Below are 23,474 nucleotides of genomic sequence, written 5' to 3' on the forward strand. Positions count from 1 at the left end.
TCAGTCGGCCGAGGCCTGTTTCTCGTTCGCAACGGTCCACTGGGTCGGGTCGATCTCGCGTCCGTCGAAGGCTGTGTATTCCGGGTACGCAGTAAACACCAGATACTCTGTTCCCTGCTGCAAGTACTCAATAAGGGTGTGGAGATTGTCGTCGTCAAGGCCGCCAAGGCCATCGACGAGCAGAAGTGGCACAGCGTCGCCGACATCGAACGATTGCCGACCGGCCAGCGCTGCTACAAAGCCGATGAGTTCGAGTTCACCCTCGCTGAGGGCATCTAAGCTCGCTTCCTGGCCGTCGCGGGCGACCACAATATCGAAGTCAGCGGTGAGTCGAGCCGTTTCGAACCCTGTCCCGAATCGTGAGAGTATATCCTTCATCGCGGTGTCGAACGCTTTCCGTGCCTCACGCTTGGTTCGGTCTTTCCGGTTTCGAAGTTCCGCGAGGTCGTCACGGACGGATTCGAGGTCGGTTTCGAGCGTGTCGACGCGGGCCGCTCTTGTTTCGAGTTGCGCCAGTTCGTCGGCGGTGTCTTCGAGTTCGGCCTCGCGATATTTGATCTCACTTTCGACGTCCGAAAGCTCCGCCACGGCCGCATCAACGTGATCGGAAAGTTGCTCCACGTCCGCCTGGGCCTGTTCGAGCCTGTTTCTGGCTGCGTCGAAGCTCTGTTTCCGGTCGGCCAACGTCGCCTCTAGCTCAGCGATGTCTTCCTCTAGGTCGGCCTTTCGACGGCGGGCCTGGCTGATCTCCTCGCGCTGTGTTTCCAGTTCCTCGACAGTATCTCGGTAGGTCTCCTTCTGGGCCCGAAGCGCCGTGAGTTCGCTGCCGAGTGCGTCCAGTTGGTCGGCCAAATCTGCTCGTGTGGTCTCACTGCCGCAGGTCCAGCAGGTGACAGTGTCCTCGTCGATATCGCGCTTCACCTCGGTAAGCAGGTCAATCCGGTCCTCGCTGAGTACCATCTCGGTGGCGGAGTAGACGGACTGCAGTACTTCGGCGTCTCGCTCTACTTGTGAGAGTCTCTCCCGTGCCTCAGAGAGTTTGTCTTCAACAGCATCGTACTCCGGAATTTCGAGAGCATCGAGAGCGTCCTGACGTTCCGAGAGACGCTGTTCCGTCCGCTCGATACTTTGCTCAAGTCGTTCGACGCGGTTTTTCTCCTGGTTCTGTTCAGTCCGTGCTTGGCTGAGTTGACGGCGAACCGACTCCGAACTGTCGTCGCTTCCTGCCTCACTGTCGAACGTCTCGCGTTTGGCCCGCAGGTCTTCGATCTCGTTTTCCAGCCGTGTCACTTTCTCTTGCACGCTGGGGATCCGCTTTTTCGCCTCACGCGCCTGCGTGAGTTCCGTTTCGATCTGTTCGCGCTCCCGCTGTAATGTCTCGATCTGTGAGTCGATGTTCTGGAAGTCGAGCGGCCGCAACAGCACGTCCTCGAGGTTTTCACCTGTCCGGACAGCGCGACGGACTTCGTTACGCTCGTCCAAGCACGCGAACAGTTCAGCACGGATTACGTCGTACTCGTCGCTGAGGTACGGCTCGCCGTGCCGGACCACGGTACCGTTCTCTCGGGTAAGCGTCACGTCGTAGACGCCTGTCGGTGTTTCTAGATGTACTGTCCCGCTTTCTGCCCCTTCGGTCAATTCTGTGGAGGTGCCAAGGGCCGTTTTGATTGATTCGATAAAGCTCGATTTCCCCTGCCAGTTCGAACCACGGACGACGTTCAATCCCGGCTCTACCGTCGCCGACCCGTCAAGTATACCCGCGATTCGTTCGATTTCGATGTTCCAGGTCATGAGTTGTGTGTTGACAGATCCGCACTCCGGTGTTGCTTGCAGACGTACCCACGTTCGAGTGCAACATCGAACGGAACACGGGTCGGACAGTCTGGACATCCAAGTTGTATCTGGGCCTCAATCTCCGCGGTGTCACCGCCGTCGATATCACCCTTCTTCGCGAGCGAGGACAGTGCCGTTTCGGCCTTTCGTTCGACGACCGTTTTGGCCGTTGCCACGCTCTCTTGCTCCCAGTTAGTTGTCGCCTTCCTGGACTCTTTTTCACCGTCCAAACAGTCGTTGAGGTGCGTTCGCATCGTTCCCCACGACACCATATCGTCGTGAAGCGATGCTCCCGGGATACCCGTAGCTTGCAGTCGCTCGATGAGTTCGTCCCGTCGCAAGTCGTCATCGCCTCGTAACGTCTCGTAGTCGCTGTCTACACGCGTATCAAGGGTTTCACGCCCGTGTTCAGTATAGACCTGTTTAAGCAGCCGTTTGTTGAACCACGCTGTCAGCGACCGATACCCCATTTCGGTTCGGTCATCAGCGCCCGTCCAGCGTGCGAGCAGGCCGTCGTCAAGGGAGTCATAGACTGGGTCTGCCAATGCCAACCCGTACTTGTCGATAACCGCGTCTACTTTGCAACCGGAGTCAGCAGCCATTATCCGGTTTTTTCGGCCTGCTCAGTAATAGTTTTTGACGGCCGGTGTACGCATAGTGTAGGTTTGTCCTGTATAATACACACCCTAAGCGTGTACTTTCGAAATGGACTAACAGGGTGTGTTTGTAAAAGAACAATATTATCATAGTTTCGTAATTTAGGGAATAATAATTTTTGTCTGATATTTCGGACACACTATTATACGATAATCACACACAGAACTAAATTCGAGTCGTCAGTCAATCCCCCGACAGTGGTCGCTTCAGAACGCACCACGTCCGTAAAATAGTCCAAGAGAAAGTGTATTTCAAAACACACAAAGTTTCGAGGTATGTCATATTCCGATAAAATAGGGAAAACACTAGTGCGGAGAGTGCAGTATCCATATACATTCTAAAATATGAGCTACCTACTAATTTGGAGAGTAGACCGAATTCCTCGCGAGAAGCGGTTACTGCTAACAGACGTAGAACTATGCAGCGTTGGGACCAAGTCAAACGTTTATACGGACTGTTGCGTAAGTAGTGTAGTATGCGGAAGTTGGCCGGTGAGACTGGACCGGCACCAACGGATAGTGGAACGGCAGCCTCGAAAATCAAGGTGCTGTTAGTCGATGACTACGGAGAGTTCCGGCGGACGACAGCGGAACTGCTCGAACACGAGAACGACCGTATCGATGTCATCGAGGCCGCAAGCGTCGAGGATGCGCTCAGCTACTTCGATTCCGAGTCGATCGACTGTATCGTCAGTGACTACGAGATGCCCGAAACTGACGGGATTGAATTCGTAGAAACGGTTCGACAGTCTAACGGTGACCTCCCATTTATCCTGTTGACAGGCCAGGGGAGCGAAAAACTCGCCAGCGAAGCGGTTTCAGCGGGCGTCACCGATTACTTCGTCAAGGGCGGCGGGCCAGAGCAGTACGCGGTGCTCACAAACAGGATAGAGAACGCGGTGGAATCACACCGGTTCCGCCGAGAAACAGCGCGACTATCGCGAATCAATTCACTATTCAGGGAAATAAATCGCCAAGTGTTGAGGGCGTCAACAGCCGAGGAGATCAAAGCGGCTGTCTGTGAGATTCTGACACGTTCGGATGCCTACCAGTTCGCCTGGATCGGCGAAAAAAACGAGGCGGGTGATATCGTCCCCACGGCGGGCGGTGGCGACGCACTCGAATACGTCGAAGCGATGCTCTCCCGCTATGGCCGCTCAGTTTTCGATGACGGGCCGTTCGGCCATGCGATCGAAACCGGCGAACATCAAGTAGCGTCAGATATCCGGACTGAATCGTCTGTCCAGCCGTGGCACGAGCTCGTATCGGAGTACGGGTTCCGGTCGATGATCGTTCTCCCGATCCAGTACACAGGATCAGTACAGAGCGTGATTTCGATATACGCGGACACGCCTTTCGCGTTTGACGAGGCGGAGCAGACAGTGCTGACAGAGCTTGCGGAAATTGTCGCCGATGGCCTTCATTCAACAGCAACGCGTGCCGAACTAGAAATGCGGGAAGAGGTCCTGCGAACAATTACCGAAGTGTTCACAGCGCGGGACGGAGCGCTACAGGAGCAGATAGCGGATCTCATGCAAGTCGGTCGCAGCGTGCTTGGAACCGAGTACGCGACACTCTCTCACGTCAACGGGATGGAATACGATTTCGAAGTGCTCCAGACACCTGACGAAACGATTTTTTCAGGCGGAACTATTCCGTTGTCGGAAACCCCCTGTGCGAAAGCTATCGCGAACGAGGAGACGGTCGTGATGACAGACGTCGATGCCGAATGCGGCGAAGCTGACCGAGACCACATATGGGATGACGAAGTCAATCAGTATCTCGGAACGCCACTCACTGTGGGCGGTAGCATATACGGGACGCTCTGTTTCTATGGGTCCGGGACGAGCGGGTCAGAGTTCTCAGACTGGGACGTGACACTCGTAGACCTTCTGAGCAAGTGGATCGGGAACGAACTACAGACACAGCGGGCTGAGATGGGTTTTACACAGTTGTACGAAACGGCGACAGATCTCTTGGGCGTGACTTCAGAGGAGGAAGCCGCACAAATTGTCGTCTCGCGGACCCGTGATGTCATCGGTCTTCCTGAGGTCGTGCTGTACGCGTTCGACAGCGATACAAACACCTTTCGCCCGCTTTCGGCCACGGAGACCGAGGAGCAACAAGCTATCCCAGCGGACGGTGATAGCTTCGTGAGTTCGGCCTTTTTCACCGAGGAAACTATCGTTTGCGACGGAAACTCGGCCTCGAAAGCAGGCGAGGACGCGATGACTGACGGAAAGGCCGTGTTTGTCCCGCTGGGCGACCATGGAGTGCTTCGAGCGGGCGACACTATCGGCGGCGAGTTCGATACCCAGACTCGTCGAATTACCGAACTCCTCGGGGCGACTATTCGAACGGCGTTCGATAGGCTGAACTACGAGACGGAACTCGAAGATAGGCAGCGCGACCTAGAGCAACAGACGGTGCAGCTCGAGCAGATGAATCGGTTGACAGAGCTGAGTCAGAAAATTCACGAGCGAGTGCTCAGGGCAGACAGTCGGTCAGAAATAGAGCAAGCAGTGTGTGACCAGTTGGTCGCGTCCGACATCTGTTCGTTTGCGTGGATCGGGGAATACGAATCCGATACCGACCGAGTCACGCCACGGACGTGGGCAGGAACCGACCGTGGCTTTCTGGAAGAATCCCGAACGCCCTCCAATGAGACACCGCCTCCACCAGCAGTCCAGACAGCCCGGACTAACGAACAGACGCTGAACAACAACATCGCGGACGGGCTCAGGGGGAAAGGGTGGCAACGGCGGCTACTGGAACGGGGGTTCCAGTCAGTCGTCAGCATTCCACTTAGCTATCAGCAACTCTCCTACGGCATCCTGACTGTGTACGCGAAAACGCCGGACGTTTTCGATCTGCCAACTCAGTCAGTACTCGAAGAGGTAAGTGAAACGGTCGGGTACGCCATCAACAGCATTGAGACAAAGCAGGGGCTCGTCGCGGATCGGGCTGTCGAACTCCAGCTAGAAGCAACGGAATCCGACGATATCATTCATCGAATCGCGGGCGTCGTCGATACAGAAATCACATTCGAGGGTATCGTCCCACAGGGAGATACCAGCTGTATCGTGTTTTTCAGCACTGACGCTCCACCAGATGACCTACAGGCGTGTTTGGACACTCTCCCCCGAATTGAGCGATTAGAGTGTCTAACTGACACAGAAGACACGAGCTTGTTCGAAGCAACAGTATCGGGTACACAACTCGCACTGACAGTCGCCGAACAAGGAGGAGCCCCGCAATTAATCCAATCTGACGGTGAGACTCTGGAGATTCAGCTCGAGGTCCCACAGACGGTCGACATTCGCCAACTCATAGCTGAATTACGGCGTTCATGTCCGGACATCGAACTCGTGGGCCGCCACAAGCGGGAACGTGGTGTCCAAACTCGTGAGTCATTCCACTCAGAATTGACAGCACAGCTAACCCCCCGCCAATTCGAGGTCCTGCTTGCAGCCTTTTATAGCGGATTCTATCAATCTCCCCGTGACAAGACTGGTCAAGAGATCGCCGATACACTTGATATTTCACAGCCGACGTTCAGCCACCACCTTCGGGTAGCTATCCGGAAGCTCCTAGAACAGTTGTTTAGCGAAGGGGGAACGACCCAGCATCTAGATAGATAGCGCTTGTCGTCTGAGTTTGCTAGTCTGATAGAGTATATGCTGATACGGGAGTGTGTTCATACAAGAAACAATGAGTCTGGAGTGGAACGAGACAGAAACTGTCTTTTGGGCAAACCAGTACGAATCACCGAGTGAAGCGATTGTGACCGCTATAGCAGCTAAAGAATCCGTAACGGAAACCAGTCTCCCACCGTTGTACAACCGAATCGACCCGGATGCCCTTGATACGCTTGTCGCAGGGCAGACCAACGACGATATTCAGATTAGTTTCACATACAGTGGGTACACCGTTCGGATTCGAGACAGCGAGACCATCGAGATCACGCCAACGTAACCGGCTAGAGCCTTCCTATAAGTTCTTAAGTGAGCGGATAACGAGAAGCCTCCGGTAAGAGAGCATACCGCGGAGAAGATGCGGGAGAGCAATACCGAAGCCGTAGATTCGGATGAGCGAATTTGTAGAGCGATCATTGGACGGTCATGCTCACAACCCGACCAGTTGACGATATTTTCTGCTACGGATGAAAATAATTCAGATATGTCAGCGTGGAGATCAGCCACAGAGGATTCTTTTGTCTATCTACTACTGGTCCGGTAGAATTCTGGCAATCGTGTCCCGTTAGCGGAATCATAATAAGGACCGGATCTCACACAGATTAGTTCAGACTATTCGCGGGATTATGATCACGACTGCAGATGTGGTTCCAGACCATCATCACTAAGTCGCTTGTCAGTGACCTGGTGAATCGAGGAGCAGAGGTAGTACCGCAGAATCACGATGTATTATTAATAGGATACTATGTAGTTTCTATCCACCCTAATTGGAATTCGATAGCGTAGTACTAACATATGGAACTGTACTAATACGAAAAGGTTCGGAGTTTCGCAGTAATAAAACAGAGGCTTGTACCGAGACGAACAATAACACACTGTACTGCGCTTTCACTTGCAGATTTATTTTTGTGTATTGCAGGTCGTTGTGATTGAGTCATGTAGTACGCCAAATAGTTCCTGATGTCAGCAACTGAAGGGTTATATACAGACTGTGGTCAATCGGTGAAGAACAGGAGTACGGTGTGCGATACAAGTAGCTATTTCTTACTCAGGAATTAGAAGGTAACGGGGGTGTAACAAAACGGTACCCCGGGTTTCGTGTATATATGTGGCTCTCGCGGCCTGAACACAAACCAATGCAGCAATCGAGGTCATGAGCGAACCGATGGTAGAGGAAGAACCAGAGCTCTCACGCGACCAAATGTTCGACATCCTCAGCAGTTCGAGGCGTCGATATACGCTTTACTATCTACGCCAGCAAAAGGAGCCGGTCCAGCTTACCGACTTAGCTGAGGAGTTGGCTGCGTGGGAGAACGACACAACCGTCGAAGAACTCTCCTCGCAGGCGCGAAAGCGGGTGTACGTCTCGCTGTATCAGACCCATGCTCCGAAGCTTCAAGAGGCAGGGCTAATAACGTACGACGCCGATACGGGTGAGATAGCTCTTCGAGAGGATGCTCCGGAGGTTGAACCATTCATCAGCAATAGTGATGGGGATTCTAAATGGTATCAGTACTATGGGGCCGTAGCCCTGTTGAACGCCATTTTACTCCTAGCAGCAATTGTCGGTGTGCCGCCGCTCAGTGCGATCAGCCCGTTAGTTATCGGACTAGTCGTCATTAGCTCATTTCTCGTACTATCTATTGCTCACGCAGTCTCCAAGCGGCGAGGGAAAAATGACAAGACCTTCGATATCGGCAAGCCGTGAGCTGAATTATGTATTGACTGAGAATACGGTAGTGTTTAGTTTGGAGCATTGTGCCAGCGAGCGAAACTCTGGAGCCAATTTTCGGCTGTTTCCGGTTCGACGTGGCTGAAGCAGTTTGAAAACGACGAGGTTCGACGCTTCAGTTCTCGAAAAATCCATTCGATAGCGTTCCGATTTCTGTGGCGACACATCCGAAATCGGAGTCCAGCTCGTTGAAGTGCGGTTTGGAGGTGTTGAGCGCCATCAACCAGAAAGACAGCAGTTTCGACATTGTGTTTTTGCCGAAGTTCGCGCAGGGAAATTTCTGTGAGGGTGGTCGTAGTCGTCGCAAACAGCCGGACGTGAAGCAGTTCGTTCGATTGTGGATCGGCGGCGTACAGCCAGAATTGCTGATCGTTGATGCGAATCACTGTTTCGTCAAGCGCAATCTGATTCGGAGATTTCCCTAATTCGGGCTGTAGATCGGCTTTCTGCACCCAATCATTGATGGCTTTGCGACTATGCTGGACACCCAGATCTTCGAGTGATTTGACGGTATTCGGTAGCGACAACCCCGCAACGTGCGATTGAATACCTAGCGCCATCGCTGGTTCGGGTGTCCGCTCACGCTCTACAAAATCCAAATCAATCCAGTCTCTATGTCCGCTGAGGCGGCTGATTTCTGGCATAGGCACCAAGAAATCTGTCCGCCTCACTTTTCACGCTTAACTAAACACGACCGAGAATACCCCCCAGGGTACTTTATTCTTCGTTGTCAGCCGCACCGTCCGGCAGTAACTGATCGGGCGACCGTTTGTACATCGGAGTGCTCGCGAATTCCGAAATCCGTTCCATTTCGCTGTCGGAGATATGTTCCGGCATACACCGCTACGTGTAACTGTTATAGTTTAGTAATTGAGTTCATATTTGAGGTAGTCGACTACTTATAGACGCTTTCCAGTTGTCGATATCCGAGGATACTAGTGTTGAGCTTTTTGAATTTTGTTGTAAAAGCCCTCCGGGTGCTGCGACTATCAGAAGTCCTCACCCAGATATCGGCTACAGGAGTGAGTATAGAGGATTCTGAATGCAATCATAGCATTCGTTTCTCGGTCACGAATTCTGGTATGCAGTTGCGCTGTGTCTACCGGCTACCAATGGCATTCTGATGACCTATTTTCAAGTGAAGGACGTCTACTGTATCCACAATTAGCCGGGAGGATCGACGAAGCCTTAGCAAAAGATTAGAGTCCGGGTCATAGCTAAAAAGTCAAGGCCGGAGTGAGCCGGAAAGGACGGTGTGACCGAAGCCGTTCCAGCTCACTGTGAAAGTGGAGAGAGCGATCCGAGTCGACAGCGACTATACAGGGCACGAGCGTCCCTGAGGGGGGTGGTAAGGATTGGGCCGGTGTTGTGGGTGTCGGGTAACTGCCCTCTCCACCAGTATCTTATGTACAGGGTTGTATTGTTATAGTCGTGTTATTCCGGCATAGCGGAGCTTACCACTCCAAAGGTACGTGGGAACAGCTGTAGCTGAGCCTTTTACTCAACTATTGAATGCGGTTGAAGTACGTGGTGACGCCATTTGAGAGGTGCATTTTCGATTTAGAGCTTCGAGCGTAACGACCACGGCTAAAAGAGAGTAACACAGATAACATGGGTTTCAGATACAGGAGGATACTGATACGGTGACATTCAAAGAGCTCCGACTGAACTTGATCCGATAGTAAATCCTGTGCCGTACCCAGTTCATTTGCTCCCCCGTACTACACTACAAAACAGTGACATGGCCCGGTGTAGTTCTATCGAATGTCGGAGTAATTTCATCCTACTACCGGAGATCGGTCTGTTTTCACCGTATTGTTGGGTGGGAGAGGGTAGGATAGATTGGTAAGTAAGTAGGATGCAAATGGTGTGTAGATAGCTCGTATAAGGACGCAATCTTTAATATGGTAATTACACCTTTCCGAGATATGCTCGATGTAAGCGCGATAGAGAGGCAGTTTAAAGATTATCTTAATCTAAGAGCAGGGCTATGGGTCCAGGGTCAGAATGTGCGGTTCACACACAAGCGGTTGAGTTTGTCAAGACCGAGATGTTTGAATGGAGTGGCGGCTGAATGATGTCCTCAGAGGAGTGGGAAGAGGTACCAACAGATCCAGACTGGGAATCGGACCTAGGCTACGAGATGGAAGAACTAACCGTTGTCAAATCCTCGACTGATTCACAGTTGATATTTTTGCCGGAGCATGAGTCACAACTCGGTGAAGAAGAGTTCATTGTTATTCACTCGGATTCACTTCGAGATCTACGCCGATAGCTGAATAACGTTACCAGCGGAAACAATGGTGTTTACTCACCGATGACAGGTTCTGATTAGTAGCAGCATTACAATGATGTATCTGGGAAAGCGTGTGAGTGATGAAAGCAGTAGTTCTCGCGGCCGGAAAGGGCACACGACTTCAGCCGCTGACTGATAATCTTCCGAAAGCGTTAGTGGAGGTAGATGAAAAACCACTTCTGACCCACTGTCTCGACGAACTCGTTTCACTTGATGCAGACGAGTTTGTTATCGTCGTCGGGTACCGAAAAGAGCAGATTATCGACTATTACGGAAACTCGTATGACGGCGTCCCGATAACGTACGTCCATCAGGAGGAGCCTGCTGGGCTAGCCCACGCCTTGTTACAGGCCGAACCGGAAATCGAGGACGGTTTTATGTTGATGCTGGGAGACAATGTGTTTCGAGGGAATCTCGACACAGTCGTACAACGACAACAAGAACAGCGCGTCGACTGCGCGTTTCTGGTAGAGGAGGTTCCGGAAGACGAAGCGTCCAGATATGGCGTTTGCGTGACAAATAAATATGGAGAAATAACCGATGTAGTCGAGAAGCCGGACGATCCTCCGTCAAACCTAGTCATGACCGGCTTTTACACGTTTTCGCCAGCAATATTCAAAGCATGTAGTCTGGTTCAGCCCTCTGAGCGTGGCGAGTACGAACTTAGCGATGCCATTGATTTATTGATGGACAGCGGAAGAACAATCGACGCTGTTCGTCTCAACGGGTGGCGTATCGACGTTGGGTATCCTGAAGACAGGGAGACTGCAGAACAGCGCCTTTCAGAAGAAGCGGCTACACTAACCTGACAGCGAAGGTTCACTCAAAAGATCTGTCGACTAGGATCACGGCAATGTGGCACTGGGAATTCCGATCAGTTTGCGATATAATGTACCGTGAGTTGATGGCGGATCCCAACGCCAGTTACTTCATTGGCTTCGAAGTACTGTCTATCCCATTGTCAGTTTTCTATGGCAGATATTGTGCGCCGACAGTTACCACACGGTGGCAGCCGCTGTAAGCAGGCCCAAACCGCCTTCCAATAGTACGCGCTAGTAGTAGCATAACAAAACAGGAAGCCATGTATTGATTGGCTATGTGCGCTGGATGGGTTCGACAGTTTGTGGGAGTCTTCGTCGTCTGGCTATCGGTGACGTTAGGAGGGATGATATTTATCGGCCGTTGGAACCCGTTATTGTATTACCTGCTCAGCTACGCAGGCTTTCTGTTTGCGGTCGAACTCAGTAATCCAGACGGTGTCCGCCCAAAAAATCACAAACGACTACGCTGGGTTTCCATGGGTGGGTTTGTGGTGTTTATCTATGGAGTTGTATCGTGGGTCCAGGCAGTCATTGCCACCATGCCAAGGTAGGACACGTGAATGCGTTGCCTACTAATGACAGGACACCTATACTAATGTCTTGAAAGAGAGTTCTACTTCGTAGAAGATTACATGGTATCGGTCAGCGTTGTTATCGCGACATTGAAACCACGGGACGAGATTGAAGCAATACAGTGCCTCAAAGAGCACGCGTTCGACGACTTTGAGGTTATCGTGTGTGATGAAAGTCCTGTGACTAGAGCACGGAATGAGGGGATCAGACAGGCTTCAACGGACAAAATCGTATTTCTCGATGATGATTCCCGACCTCGCCCAAGATATCTTCAAAAAGCCGATGAACTCCTCGAAACAGAGGCGGCATACGCCGGTCGAACCATCCACCCAGTCGATGATGTGTTCGCTCGCCATTTCACCACTCATTACGACTGGGGGGACGATCCTTGCTACGTCGACCACTTCTGGGGGTGTAACATGGGCGTTCACAGGGACGTGTTCAAGGCGGTCGGTGGATGGGACGAACAGATGGGGTGGGGTCACGAGGAAAAGGAACTCGCTAGGCGAGTCAGGGCCCAGTTTGATATTCGGTACGATCCCGAGCTCATCGTTGACCACCCGTACGCATCGTCTATTACTGAATACTGGAAGAAACAGTATAAGCTCGAAACAAAGAGTCCGTACTACTGGTCAAAATGTAACGTCTCGCGAGCAAATCAACTCAAGAATATTTTTTGTGAGGCACTTGACCCGCTGAATTACGTCAGAATAACGCCAGTGGCTACCGTTATAGAAGCGGGCAGTACTGTCGCAAAGACAGCTGGGCGTATTCGGGGGTTTCTCAACCACGCCCACTACGAAGAGGACAGAGGCGAAGTACCGAATATCGATCAACCCTCCGAATCCGCGAAACCGTCAGACTGATTTTCTCTGGGTCTCTTCGGTATTCTGAATTTAGGCAAATTAGCAGCTGCTAGCCCAACTCTTTCGTCAGGGTGAGTCGTGAAAGATTCCGTACTAGTTACTCGCCGAATCCCTGGTCACCATAACCATCCTCGCCGTACCCACGATACAAGATCTCCCGCTTCAAAAGCACTGCAACCCCGAACGAGAGTCCAGTCGCAACGAGGGATAGAATGGTCCGTCGGGTCGCCTGCTCCGACTCCACGGTCCTAGTCTCTTCATCTGAAGACATCAGTACGGTGAGATAGTCCCCCTCGCGACCGTAGCGCTTTGTCGGCGACAAATTTGATCCATCGTTATCAAGAATCCAACGACGGAGACCGTTTTAGTAAACAGGCCATACCGGTAGCCATGCTGCAGCATATCCTGTCATTGATTACCATATGAGTTGGACAGGGACCCAGCTACTATACAAATAGGGGCATCCGGAATTAAACGCTAACTGGTTTAGCTGGCTTCACATATCTGATGAAAAAACGACCGTGGTCAGTTCACGAGTGAACAGATACTTAGCTGGTGGTCTGGCTGTCCTGATTGGAATCCGCCAAGATCGCAGTAGTTAAGAGTCATATAATACACTGTGTGTGTTCTAAAACGACACGAGATGGCTTCGTACACCCACTCTGATAGAAGGGATCAGAGTTTCAGATATATTGTCACGGTAGCACTGGGAGACTAGCCAGTCAGTGTGGACTGTCTGAGTGAATCGGTACGAGGTTACTACTATTGAGGCTACTATTCCACCTTCCATCGATGACTTACACTGTCGCAGTCATTGGGACTGGTGCAGATCCGGACGACCCGGATACCGACGGGTTCGCAATGGCATATAGACACGCAAGCGCGTACAGGCGGTTAGATTCGTGTGAACTTACCGCCTGTGCCGATGTCGTCCCGGAGAACGCGAAAAATTTCGGAGAACAATGGGATCTCCCGGACGGAAACGTCTACACGGACACCGAGAAGATGCTCACCGCTGTCGAGCCCGACATTGTCAGTGTCTGCGTTCCGCCCCATATCCACGCACCTGTCGTGATGATGTGTGCTGAGAGTGGGGTAATGGACGCGATCCACTGTGAAAAGCCGATGGCAACGAGATGGGAGGACTGTCAACAAATGGCATCGGCCTGTAAGCGGGCCGGGATCCAACTTACGTTCAACCACCAACGACGGTTCGGAAAGCCGTTCCGGAAAGCCAAGTCGCTGCTTGAAAACGGAAAAATAGGCTCGTTAGAGCGAATCGAACTCGGTGGAAAAAATCTATTTGATTACGGGTCGCACCTGTTTGACCTCTGTGGGTACTTCACTGACCAAGCAATGTCGAAATGGGTGATGGCTGGGATCGAATACAGCGAGGAAAACGTGCAGTTTGGGGCCCACAACGAGAATCAGGCCATCGCGCAGTGGCGGTATACGAACGGTGTCAACGGGCTCGCATCGACAGGGGACGGTGGCATTGTCGACTGTCATATGCGATTGCTGGGCTCAGACGGAATGATAGAAATAGGTGGTGAAGTTCCGCTACGGATCCGGACCGGGAAAAACTGGACAACGGTCGACACTGGTGGAGAGGACGTACATGGTCCCGACGAAACAATATTCGACGCTGCAAAACAGAAGATCAGCGCTCGTATACCGGGAGTCACTGTAGAAAACGCGAGACCTGAAACATATATCGACCGTGCCATAGCGGACACCGTCGACGCACTGGACACGGGCCGTGAACCTGAACTGTCAGCTGACAATGCTCTGCAGGCAACGGAGCTTATATTCGGGTGCTGGGAGTCGGCTCGGCGGTGCGGGCGAGTCGATTTCCCACTAGAGATCGACGACAACCCGCTGGAGTCGATGGTCGAAAGCGGCCAAGTACTCACTGCTGACAATCAATAAATTCCAGTACGCCCCGAACAGTTGCACACTGAGACAGACTGTCAAGAGACGCCCTGATAGTTCGGTTGCATCACAGTTACCCCGCCCATAACAAACAGATGGTATCCGAAGTATGTAGCAACGGAGAGTCTATGCAGGCACAGCAATATCGAGTACCGAGTCGGAAGAACACACTGGTGTCCAGCGATCGGCCTAGTGTTGTGGCTCGTCACACACACGACAGAGAGTTCGAACGACGATGCTAGATAAACTGAAACGTTTGATAAAGCGGCTGCTCCCGGCCAGTGATGACGTGATGGAGCAAACCGTAAAGAGTGGCGTGTGGGTCGGTGTGATGAACGTCACAGAACGGGGACTAGAACTGTTGTTGCTAGTCATCGTTGCCTCACTGTTGTCCCCACGTGCAGTCGGATTGATGGGGATCGCGCTGTTGACGCTCTCTTCACTCAAGAAGTTCTCCGAGTTGGGAATCAAGTCCGCTCTGATACAGGCCGAGGAGGACAACGTCGACGACGAACTCAACACTGCTTGGACAATCGAAACAGCCAGAGGGACTGTAATTGCCGTTATTCTGTTCCTTGGAGCCCCGTTTATTGCGTCCTTGTTCAACGAACCTGCGGCGACCGATCTGTTTCGAGTCATCGCCCTCTCGCCGTTTATCGTTGGGTTACGAAACCCTGCTGTCGTCTATTTCCAGAAGAGTCTAGATTTTCACAAAGAGTTCGTGTATAGGGTTAGCGGCGCGGTAGCATACTTCGTCGTCACCGTAGGCGTAGCTCTGTATGAACCGACCGTCTATGCACTGGCAATCGGGTACATCGCCGGCGACGCCGCCCGATTCCTCGTCTCGTATCTGGCGGACGGGTACCGTCCGTGGCCTTCGTTCGATATCGATGTGGCGAAGAAGCGCTACAATTTCGGAAAGTGGGTTACGGCCAATTCAATCCTGTATTTCCTGTACAGTAGAGGAGACGACGCGTTTGTCGGCTGGGCGCTCATGGCAAGTGCATTGGGGTTTTACCAGCTCGCCTACCGGCTCTCGAACGCGCCGGCGACCGAAATCACACAGACAATCTCCAGTGTGACGTTTTCGGCGTATTCGAAAGTACAAAACGACGTCGAGAAGCTGCGGTCCGGATACTTCCAGACACTCAGGATGACCACATTGGCTTCGTTCCCGGCAGCAATGGGTATCGCGGCAGTCGCACCCGCGTTTGTCGAGGCGTTTTTTACCCCCGAATGGCAGCCGATGATACCAGTAATGCAGTTGCTAGCTATCTACGGCCTATTGCGTTCGATGGGTGCGACGATGGGACCGGTCTGGAAGGCAGTCGGGCGGCCTGACTATATCGCTAAGCTCTCCGCTGTACGTGTAGCTCTCATTGCGATATTCATCTACCCAGCCACGATGACGTATGGGATCGAGGGCACCGCAGCCCTCATTACGGGCATCTACATCTTCCCGATGATGCCGATAGACACCTATCTTATTGCCCGGACTGTCGAAGCGTCTCCGATTCGAGTCCTCAAGGAGGTCTCGTATCCACTGGTGGCGAGTCTTGGGATGGCAGCCGCAGTGACCTACGTCTATCAGACGGTGACTCTCAATGCGCCGGTATTGGAGTTTATCCTGTTGGTTCTCGTTGGTATTGGAGTCTATGTGGCCTTGGCCCTGGCTCTCATGTTTAGTTTCAATTGGGAAGTCAAGCAGAACCTCGAATCAATATTCGATGCGTTGGCGTGATCAAAATGAGACAGACAATCCAAATCAATCGACCTGGCGAACAGAGGAGCACAGCGCGATGAAGCGACGAACAGTGCTTGCTGGCGTCGTCCCGTTTTTACAGGTCGGGCAGTGGTTAGATCAGCTGCTGCTCGTGAATCAAGGTGAGATAGTTCAAAAGCGGTTCGTCGGCATCGCCAAGGGAGAAACGACTGAGATCGCCGTCACCGGCGATGACGGGACAACTGTTTCATCCGAACATGAGGGACAGCTTGGGCAGTCACCAGGAGAGATATCGCCAGAGGTTGCGACTTCGCTGCGGGAAACGTACGACTCGATACGTTTCCACATCACAGTCAACCACCACAGCGGCAGTCTCAAACTGTTCAGTCGGACCGGAACGGTGGAGTACCGGACATCAAGAACGCTTTATACCGAGACCGCAGTGGGCGACCACATCTCGTTTCAGACGTCTCTCCTGAACGGCGACACCATCATCTCGCTGTCGTGTCTGGCAAACGAAAAGGAGTCCCTACAACGTCGATGTCGAGTCAGAGTCGAAGGCCCGACCGAAGAATGAGAAATAACGAGATTAGTATTAGACCACCCGGCAGAGAAACTCATCCGGGAATACTTCGGAGAACGTTGGCCGCATATTTCCCGTAGATTGAGGACACCTCTGATTAAGGACACTGCCACGTCGGATCAAAAGCAACGTTTATTTTCGCGTGAATTCATCGCAATCGAGAGAGTCGAATCTAAAATGATTTCTCTAGTTTTGGCTCACGAGAATCCGTCAATATCATGCTACTGGTAAACAGGACAACCACTGAACGGAACATACTCTGAGAGGATAGTGGCAGTTTCTTAGCTAAGTATGAGAATTACACTCACCACTCAATCATTGCTGAGAACAGCAGGTAAATCGGATGGAACTACGAAACCAGCCACGACAGTCTTGAACATCTTGGCTGCTCAAGAGAACTTGAGCAGACGATTACGTGGTCTCTGGAACAAGAATCGGTGACGGAGGCCATTGATTTGTGGACAGAACGAAGCTAGTGGCCATGAAAATGGAGTGAATATCCCGTAGTAGTATGTTCTTAATTTCCCAAAAATACAGTAATACATTGATACTAGGTAAGATATAATTTCCCAACTGTCATTTTCAATCATAATTTTCATTTTAAAGGTGGTATGCAATAAAACATAGCTTGGGTAACAAGGTATCCAAATAGGACTCAACCGGTAACAACGAATAAAATAGTAAATAGGGATTACCGGAGTGTGACCAACAAAGAACAGGATCGCTCGCACGACAGTGGCGAGGTGTCGCGAGATGAAAGTAGTACGACGGGAATAACCGCCATAGACCGCCGCACGTGCATGAAATTAGCAGGTGTTGCCGCTGCGTCCTTGGCAGGGTGCGCCGGTAAAGGTACTCCTACCGCAGGAGGATCGGCAGCAAAATTCGGATACGGTGGTGAGCCTTCAGTTACGACACAACTCACCGCAGTCGATGTTTCGAAGGTGGCCGAAGACACCAGTATGGGAAGTTCGGTCAGCAGCCTTAGCATCGATTCCCCGCTCTCAACAACACTGTCTCCAGGCTCATCTGATCTCTTTGCGTTCAGTCCCGACAGCGAAGATGTAGCGGTTAAATTCACACCGGGTACAGACACAGGTGCTGCTGCAGTCGGGCTGTTCAATCCGGACGGTGAATTACTCTCCCAAGCGTACGCGAGTTCAGATGTCCCGGTGTATCTGCCGGAAACTCTCTCAGCCGGTAGTACACACTACCTGCAAGTCATGGACGTCAGTCGAAGCGGTGGCGATTACTCACTCACCATTTCGACGGATAGTACGACACAGTCCCAGTCACCGTACGAAGGGACAGTCAGGGCAATTCCCGGGCGTATTCAGGCCCAGAACTTCGACATCGGTGGCGAAGGCGAGGCGTACCACGACACGTCTGGCGGAAATATCTACGGTTCCGCTAACCGAGATACTGACGTTGATATCCGACCAACAGAGGACGAGTCAGGAAAGTACAATATCGGCTACTTTCAGGCCGGAGAGTGGCTCGAGTACACAACTAATGTCTCGCCGGGGACGTACGATATTAGGGTGCGAGTGGCGTCAGCACTCTCTGACGGGCGACTCGAACTGTCTCTTGGAGGGCGTACCCTCACAACCGTTACTGTCCCCAACACGGGCGACTGGACCTCGTGGGAGACAGTCACGGTAGAGGATGTCGAAATCGAGTCCGACCAGCAATCGACGCTTCGCGTCGAAGCACTGGATTCCGGTGTGGAATTCAATTGGATCGAGTTCGAGAGAGTCGATGCACAGAAACCGTACAATGGGACTCTAGCAACGATTCCCGGGCGTATCGAGGCACAAAACTACGACACGGGTGGCGAAGGAGTATCGTACTCCGATACGACCGCTGGGAACGAATACGACACCAGTTACCGTGACACCGATGTCGACATCCGACAGACCCAAGACAACTCCGGGGAGTACAACATCGGTTACTTCGAAGATGGTGAATGGCTCGAATACTCGGCTGATGTTTCGCCAGGCCAGTATGACCTAAAAGTCCGTGTCGCCACGACACGTGACGACAGACAGCTCCGGTTCCACTTGGGCGACCGAGAACTTGGAACGGTGGACGTGCCGAACACCGGCGGCTGGACGACCTGGGAGACGGCAATACTTGAGGACGTGACCATCGATGCCGATGGACAGCAAGTGCTCCGGGTCGAGGCTATCGGGTCCGGCATCGATTTCAACTGGGCCGAGTTCGAGGTTACAGGGAATCAGCCGTTCGACGGCGTCCCGACGCTTCCCGGCAGGATACAGTCACAAGCATACGACCTAGGCGGCGAGGGCGTGTCGTATCACGATACCACCGCCGGCAGTGAGTACAATATCGGTTATCGGGACTCAGACGTCGATATCCGGGAAACGCAGGACAATTCCGGGAAGTACAACGTTGGGTATTTCGAGGACGGCGAATGGCTCGAATACACCGCGGAGGTGCCGGCCGGAACATACGACATCGACGTTCGCGTCGCGACGACGCAAGACAACAGGCAACTGCAGTTCAGCCTCGACGGCGAGCAACTCGGGACAGTGGATGTACCGAACACCGGCGGCTGGACGACTTGGGAAACGGCAACGCTTCCTGACGTCACGGTCCAAGATGGTGGCGAGCACGTCATCCGGGTGAAAGCAGTTGGCTCCGGTATTGATTTCAACTGGTTTGAATTCCTCGAAGCGGCCGAGACGGAGACACCGACTGAAACTGAGACGCAAACCGAGACGCCGACTGAAACTGAGACAGCGACCGAGTCAGGTACTGACGACTTCGGCAGCGAAGGCTACGGAATGGGTGGGTACGGAGGTACCCAATAACGCGACAGATCAATGGCAGAACGATACAACACGCCCGCAGAGGGCACGCTCGATTGGCACGTACCACTTAACGAAAACTTCAAAAAACTCGACAGCCACGTCGAACTTCGGGACGCTGAGTCCAACATCAGCCAGTACGAACCGAAGACGGGGTCGAAGTTCCTAGCGACTGATACTGGCACGGTATACATTGGTGACGGCAGCAACTGGAACCGCGTCGGGAGCCTCAGTGCATCCGACGATTCAGTTTCTGAGGCCGACGACGGTTCGCTCATCGCACCGCCGGGCGAAGTACAGTCCGTGATCGATCAAGCGTCCAAGTCACACACATGGGCACAGGGCCCGAGCCGAACTGTAAAGCTCGTCTCCGGGGAGAACTACTTTCCGTCGGATACTATCAAACTGAAACGGAACATCCGACTCGAATGTAACGGCGCTCGGATCATTCCGGAAGGTGACTTCAACGTCATCGAGATGTACCGCGGGACGCAACTCATCGACCCGTTCATTGATACCCGATCGGTCAATTGGAATTCGACGCAGGTCGTCGTCGGCGCACCAGACGCAGACAAAATCGAACTGGCGAACCGCGCAACCGTCGAAAATGCCTATCTCTGGGGAACTCCCGGAGAGGGCATCGGACTCCAGTTCTTGGGCGGCTCGAAACCCTGCTCGATGCAGGTCGCCAGCGGAACAATACACGGATTCGATATCGCGATCGATCTCTATGCCAACGGTGACGATTACAGCGGACAGGGCGACTGGTCGAACGGGAACCAGTTCTACGGCTCACTGGAAGCCTTCCGTGTTGGTGTCAACCAGCGGTCTGAGGGCGCTGAAGTCTCGGGGAACGTCTTCAAGTTGATGGTCCAGCCCGACAACGATGTGAGCGAATGGCTCTGGTACATGGAGGACGATCCCCGCTCCGATAGCGATCGAGACGACAATATGTACCGGAAGTCGGGGAACACTATGATGGTGTATCCGTGGGACAACAACAATTATATGGACAACAATCCGTTCGCTGAGAGTGGCGATCGGAAGCCACCAGTGTGGTATATCGGCGAGGGTATAAACTACGGTAATTCACTCGTTGACCAATCCGGGAAGCTCGGAAACCAGTATATCGTCAATAATTCTGATTACCCAGATCGAAATGGGATCTTCACCTATCATGGTGGTGAAGTCACCGGCACCAGGCAGTTCTCACACCCGCCTGCATACCAGCGGAATAGCGAAAGTCGTATGTGGCACGAAGATTCGAAGAACTGAGATTTGAACGGTGCTTAGGCGTTAATAGCGTGGGAGTAACTATCTACTCCACATTACGCGACTGCGGATGCCAGTGTCGGCTGTCGTTCCGCTGATATGCCGGATTCGTCTCAAACTCTGTTGTACCAACGACGAAGCCACCGTGTGCAGTGAAGATGCCGTTTCTGTCGGGCGTATCTGAATCGTTGAGCACGTACTGGTTTCCTCGTATCCCGCTCAGATCCACGAGTGAATTTCCGTACCGACGACCACGTCCGATAAACCAGAATGGCGCATCTCGATCACCCTCTGAATAATACGAGTTGTTCTGCTTGAATGACGATACGTCCCACGGATAAGCCATTACTGTATTGCCTTTCATGACGAACTTGTTATCACCGCGAGACTCTCGGGGGTCGGCCTCCATTTTCCAGAGCCATTCGCTCACTTCTGGGTCAGGCTGAGTCTGTACGCGGACAGTATTCCCGCTCACCTCCGCACCGTCCGACCGCATACTAATCCCGATCCGAAAGTCCTGTATCCGTCCCCAGAACTGATTCCCGTTCGACCAGTCGCCTTGTGGATCGCGGTTCTCACCAGTAGCGTAGAAATCTACTGCTCGATCAAACCCATCGAGGGTCCCATTGGCGACCTGCATCGAGCAGGGTTTCGAGCCACCACGGAACTGGAGTCCGATACCCTTGCCTGAGTCTCCGAGGAGATACGCGTCCTTTACCCAGGCGCGGTTGGCCGTATCTAACTTCTGTGTGTCTTCGGGACCAATAACAATCTGTGTCGAGCTCCAGTTTTTGCCGCGAGTATCGACAAACGGGTCAATCAGAACGGTATCACGGACGAGTTCGAAAACATTGAAATCCCCTGTTGGGACTACTTTAGCCCCATTACACTCCAGTCTGACACCTCTCTTTAGTCGGACAGTCTCGGATACTTCGTACGTCTCACCGGAGACCAGCTTGACGGTCTGTGCAGGAGCCTGTCCGAACTCAGATCCAGTAGATGCGGTATCGATAACCTCCTGTAGTTGTCCTGGTCGGGCGATGAACGTTCCGTCACTCATTACCGTGGCTCTCTCACTGTTTTCACCAAGCGAGACGGAACGTGCGCGCCCTGCCGTGCTTCCGAATTCCAGCCACTCTTCTCCGTCTCCGATAAATACACGTCGCGAATCTGTTGCGAGGAACTTGGCTCCCTCTTTTGGTTGATACTGCTCCAGATTTTCGGCAGCATCTTTGATCTCGACCTCAGTGTCGATACGAGAGAAATTCTCGTTCAACGGGATATGCCAATCTTGTGTTCCGCGATCCGGACGCTGGTAGCGATGATTTGTCGTCTCTTCAGCCATATCGGTCAATTTACACAAACCAAGTAAAATATACTGTTGTTACTCGCCCGGTGAGCTTGCGGGGATGCCATTACTCGGTCAGCGGCTGTGCGTAGGCAGTCTCTTCGGGCTCTGTCTCGATTTCCTGATACAATCGCTCGAACCCGTCCACCATCGATTTAATCGTAAACTCGCTTTCCGCCCGCTGTCCTGCGGCGGTTCCAAGCGTTTCAGCGAGTGACCGGTGCTGATGTAGACGGATAGTCGCCCACGCAATTTCGTCAGGTGACTGTACATCAACGAACAACCCCGTCCGGTAATTCTCCAACAGATCGCTAGTACCATCCACAGGTGTCGCGACAATCGGAAGCTCCGCAGCCATCGCTTCGATCACTGCACCTGGGAGCCCCTCGTAATGAGAGGCGAAGGCGAAGACATCCATCGCACCGAGAAGTGCTGGAACGTCCTGTCGTGTTCCGAGGAAATGAACCGAGTCATCGCATCCAAGTGAATTGACCCGTTCCGTCAGCCGCTCCCGATCGGCACCATCACCGACGAATACGAGATGTGCATCGGGGATCTCGGAGACGATAGTCGGCCACGCATCGAGCAGATCGAAGTGGCCTTTCCGCTCGACGAGACGACCGACGGTTCCGACTACAGTGGCCCCCGTCGGGATGTCTAGCTCTGATCGCAGCTCCGCCGAGTCAGTCGTTCGGTACTGTTCGATGTTCCGGCCATTGTAGACCACCGCCACGTTTTCTTCCTCTGCACCGCGTTCAACAGCGTAGTCCCGTCCCGCTGTGGAGTTCGAAACGATCGCATCTGAGAGTGAGATCGTCACCCGATCGATAACGCGGCGTACAAGCGGTTCGTCGTTAGGCACCTCGCGAACTCCAGTGATAATGGTTGCAGAACAGAATACGCCGGCGATCCTGGCAATTACGTTGTCGTAAAAAAGAAACGACTGTATGATATCGGGTTGCTCACGACAGGCGACGATACAGAACTTGAGCGGGGCGAGCAGATAGACGAGCGGGCTTTCGACTCCCTCTATCGCCCCGTTCGAAACACGACCAGCGTCGGTAAGCGACCGAACGGTGACCTCCGGTGAGAGTTCTGTTTCAAGCGGGTTCGTAGAGAATATTGTCCAGATAGTGACGTCGTACTCCTCTCCATTGACTTCGTTCGCAAGGTCGATGAGTGTGCGCTCGGCACCACCGACGACAAGTGCACCGATAAAGTACCAGAGAGTCTTACGCTCCGCTGTCATGCTTGAATCACTCCACTGGGCTGTCTACTATTTGCAAGATGAGGTGTGGACTCCGTGTTCACGC

General features: G+C 52.8%; 16 protein-coding genes. 11 read left to right on the top strand and 5 right to left on the bottom strand.

The features are described from left to right. Complete coding sequence (locus AV059_RS01380; RefSeq protein ID WP_058991632.1) at positions 1-1,791, bottom strand: archaea-specific SMC-related protein; 1,791 nt, start codon at positions 1,789-1,791, stop codon at positions 1-3. Further along, positions 1,788-2,435: a rod-determining factor RdfA gene (rdfA, locus tag AV059_RS01385; protein ID WP_058991634.1), complete on the bottom strand. Its 648-nt coding sequence runs from the start codon at positions 2,433-2,435 to the stop codon at positions 1,788-1,790. Before rdfA ends, AV059_RS01380 begins: the two co-directional genes overlap by 4 nt. A gap of 530 nt (positions 2,436-2,965) precedes the next feature. Between rdfA and AV059_RS01390 the strand changes: the two genes are divergently transcribed. From AV059_RS01390 to AV059_RS01400, 3 genes are all read left to right on the top strand, one after another. Beyond that, entirely contained in the window at positions 2,966-6,130 is a 3,165-nt protein-coding gene (locus AV059_RS01390) for a GAF domain-containing protein (RefSeq protein WP_058991636.1), read from the top strand. A 70-nt stretch (positions 6,131-6,200) separates the two neighbouring features. Beyond that, on the top strand, positions 6,201-6,464 hold the full coding sequence (locus AV059_RS01395) for a HalOD1 output domain-containing protein (protein ID WP_058991638.1): 264 nt from the start codon (positions 6,201-6,203) through the stop codon (positions 6,462-6,464). Positions 6,465-7,349: 885 nt separating this feature from the next. Next, on the top strand, positions 7,350-7,892 hold the full coding sequence (locus AV059_RS01400) for a hypothetical protein (RefSeq protein WP_058991640.1): 543 nt from the start codon (positions 7,350-7,352) through the stop codon (positions 7,890-7,892). A 35-nt stretch (positions 7,893-7,927) separates the two neighbouring features. Here AV059_RS01400 and AV059_RS01405 read toward each other — a convergent pair whose 3' ends face one another. Beyond that, positions 7,928-8,560 carry an IS6 family transposase gene (locus AV059_RS01405; RefSeq protein ID WP_058991642.1) on the bottom strand — a complete coding sequence of 211 codons (633 nt, stop codon included), beginning with the start codon at positions 8,558-8,560 and terminating at the stop codon, positions 7,928-7,930. Between the two features lie 1,430 nt (positions 8,561-9,990). Here AV059_RS01405 and AV059_RS01410 point away from each other — a divergent pair. The 8 genes from AV059_RS01410 (at position 9,991) to AV059_RS01445 (ending at position 20,816) form a co-directional block, all read left to right on the top strand. Continuing rightward, a complete protein-coding gene (locus tag AV059_RS01410; protein WP_058991644.1) occupies positions 9,991-10,191 on the top strand; it encodes a hypothetical protein in 201 nt (66 codons plus the stop codon). Positions 10,192-10,292: 101 nt separating this feature from the next. Continuing rightward, entirely contained in the window at positions 10,293-11,021 is a 729-nt protein-coding gene (aglF, locus tag AV059_RS01415; RefSeq protein WP_058991647.1) for a UTP--glucose-1-phosphate uridylyltransferase AglF, read from the top strand. Between the two features lie 644 nt (positions 11,022-11,665). Beyond that, entirely contained in the window at positions 11,666-12,472 is an 807-nt protein-coding gene (locus AV059_RS01420; protein ID WP_058991649.1) for a glycosyltransferase family 2 protein, read from the top strand. Between the two features lie 792 nt (positions 12,473-13,264). Further along, positions 13,265-14,401, top strand: a complete 1,137-nt coding sequence (locus AV059_RS01425; RefSeq protein ID WP_058991651.1) for a Gfo/Idh/MocA family protein — start codon at positions 13,265-13,267, stop codon at positions 14,399-14,401. A 238-nt stretch (positions 14,402-14,639) separates the two neighbouring features. Then, a complete protein-coding gene (locus AV059_RS01430) occupies positions 14,640-16,145 on the top strand; it encodes a lipopolysaccharide biosynthesis protein (RefSeq protein WP_058991653.1) in 1,506 nt (501 codons plus the stop codon). 58 nt (positions 16,146-16,203) lie between these two features. Further along, entirely contained in the window at positions 16,204-16,704 is a 501-nt protein-coding gene (locus AV059_RS01435) for a hypothetical protein (protein WP_058992109.1), read from the top strand. A gap of 1,229 nt (positions 16,705-17,933) precedes the next feature. Then, positions 17,934-19,544 carry a carbohydrate-binding domain-containing protein gene (locus AV059_RS01440; protein WP_228841689.1) on the top strand — a complete coding sequence of 537 codons (1,611 nt, stop codon included), beginning with the start codon at positions 17,934-17,936 and terminating at the stop codon, positions 19,542-19,544. A gap of 12 nt (positions 19,545-19,556) precedes the next feature. Further along, on the top strand, positions 19,557-20,816 hold the full coding sequence (locus AV059_RS01445) for a hypothetical protein (protein WP_058991657.1): 1,260 nt from the start codon (positions 19,557-19,559) through the stop codon (positions 20,814-20,816). 43 nt (positions 20,817-20,859) lie between these two features. Here the strand turns inward: AV059_RS01445 and AV059_RS01450 are convergent, their stop codons facing one another. Together AV059_RS01450 and AV059_RS01455 are read right to left on the bottom strand one after the other, a co-directional pair. After that, the gene (locus AV059_RS01450; protein WP_058991659.1) at positions 20,860-22,158 is read right to left on the bottom strand and encodes a hypothetical protein; all 1,299 of its coding nucleotides are present in this window, start codon (positions 22,156-22,158) and stop codon (positions 20,860-20,862) included. Between the two features lie 70 nt (positions 22,159-22,228). After that, positions 22,229-23,410, bottom strand: a complete 1,182-nt coding sequence (locus tag AV059_RS01455) for a glycosyltransferase (RefSeq protein WP_058991660.1) — start codon at positions 23,408-23,410, stop codon at positions 22,229-22,231. Between the last annotated feature and the right edge of the window lie 64 nt (positions 23,411-23,474).

It is taken from the genome of Haloarcula sp. CBA1127 (assembly GCF_001485575.1).
In the GTDB taxonomy this organism is placed as follows: Archaea; Halobacteriota; Halobacteria; order Halobacteriales; family Haloarculaceae; genus Haloarcula.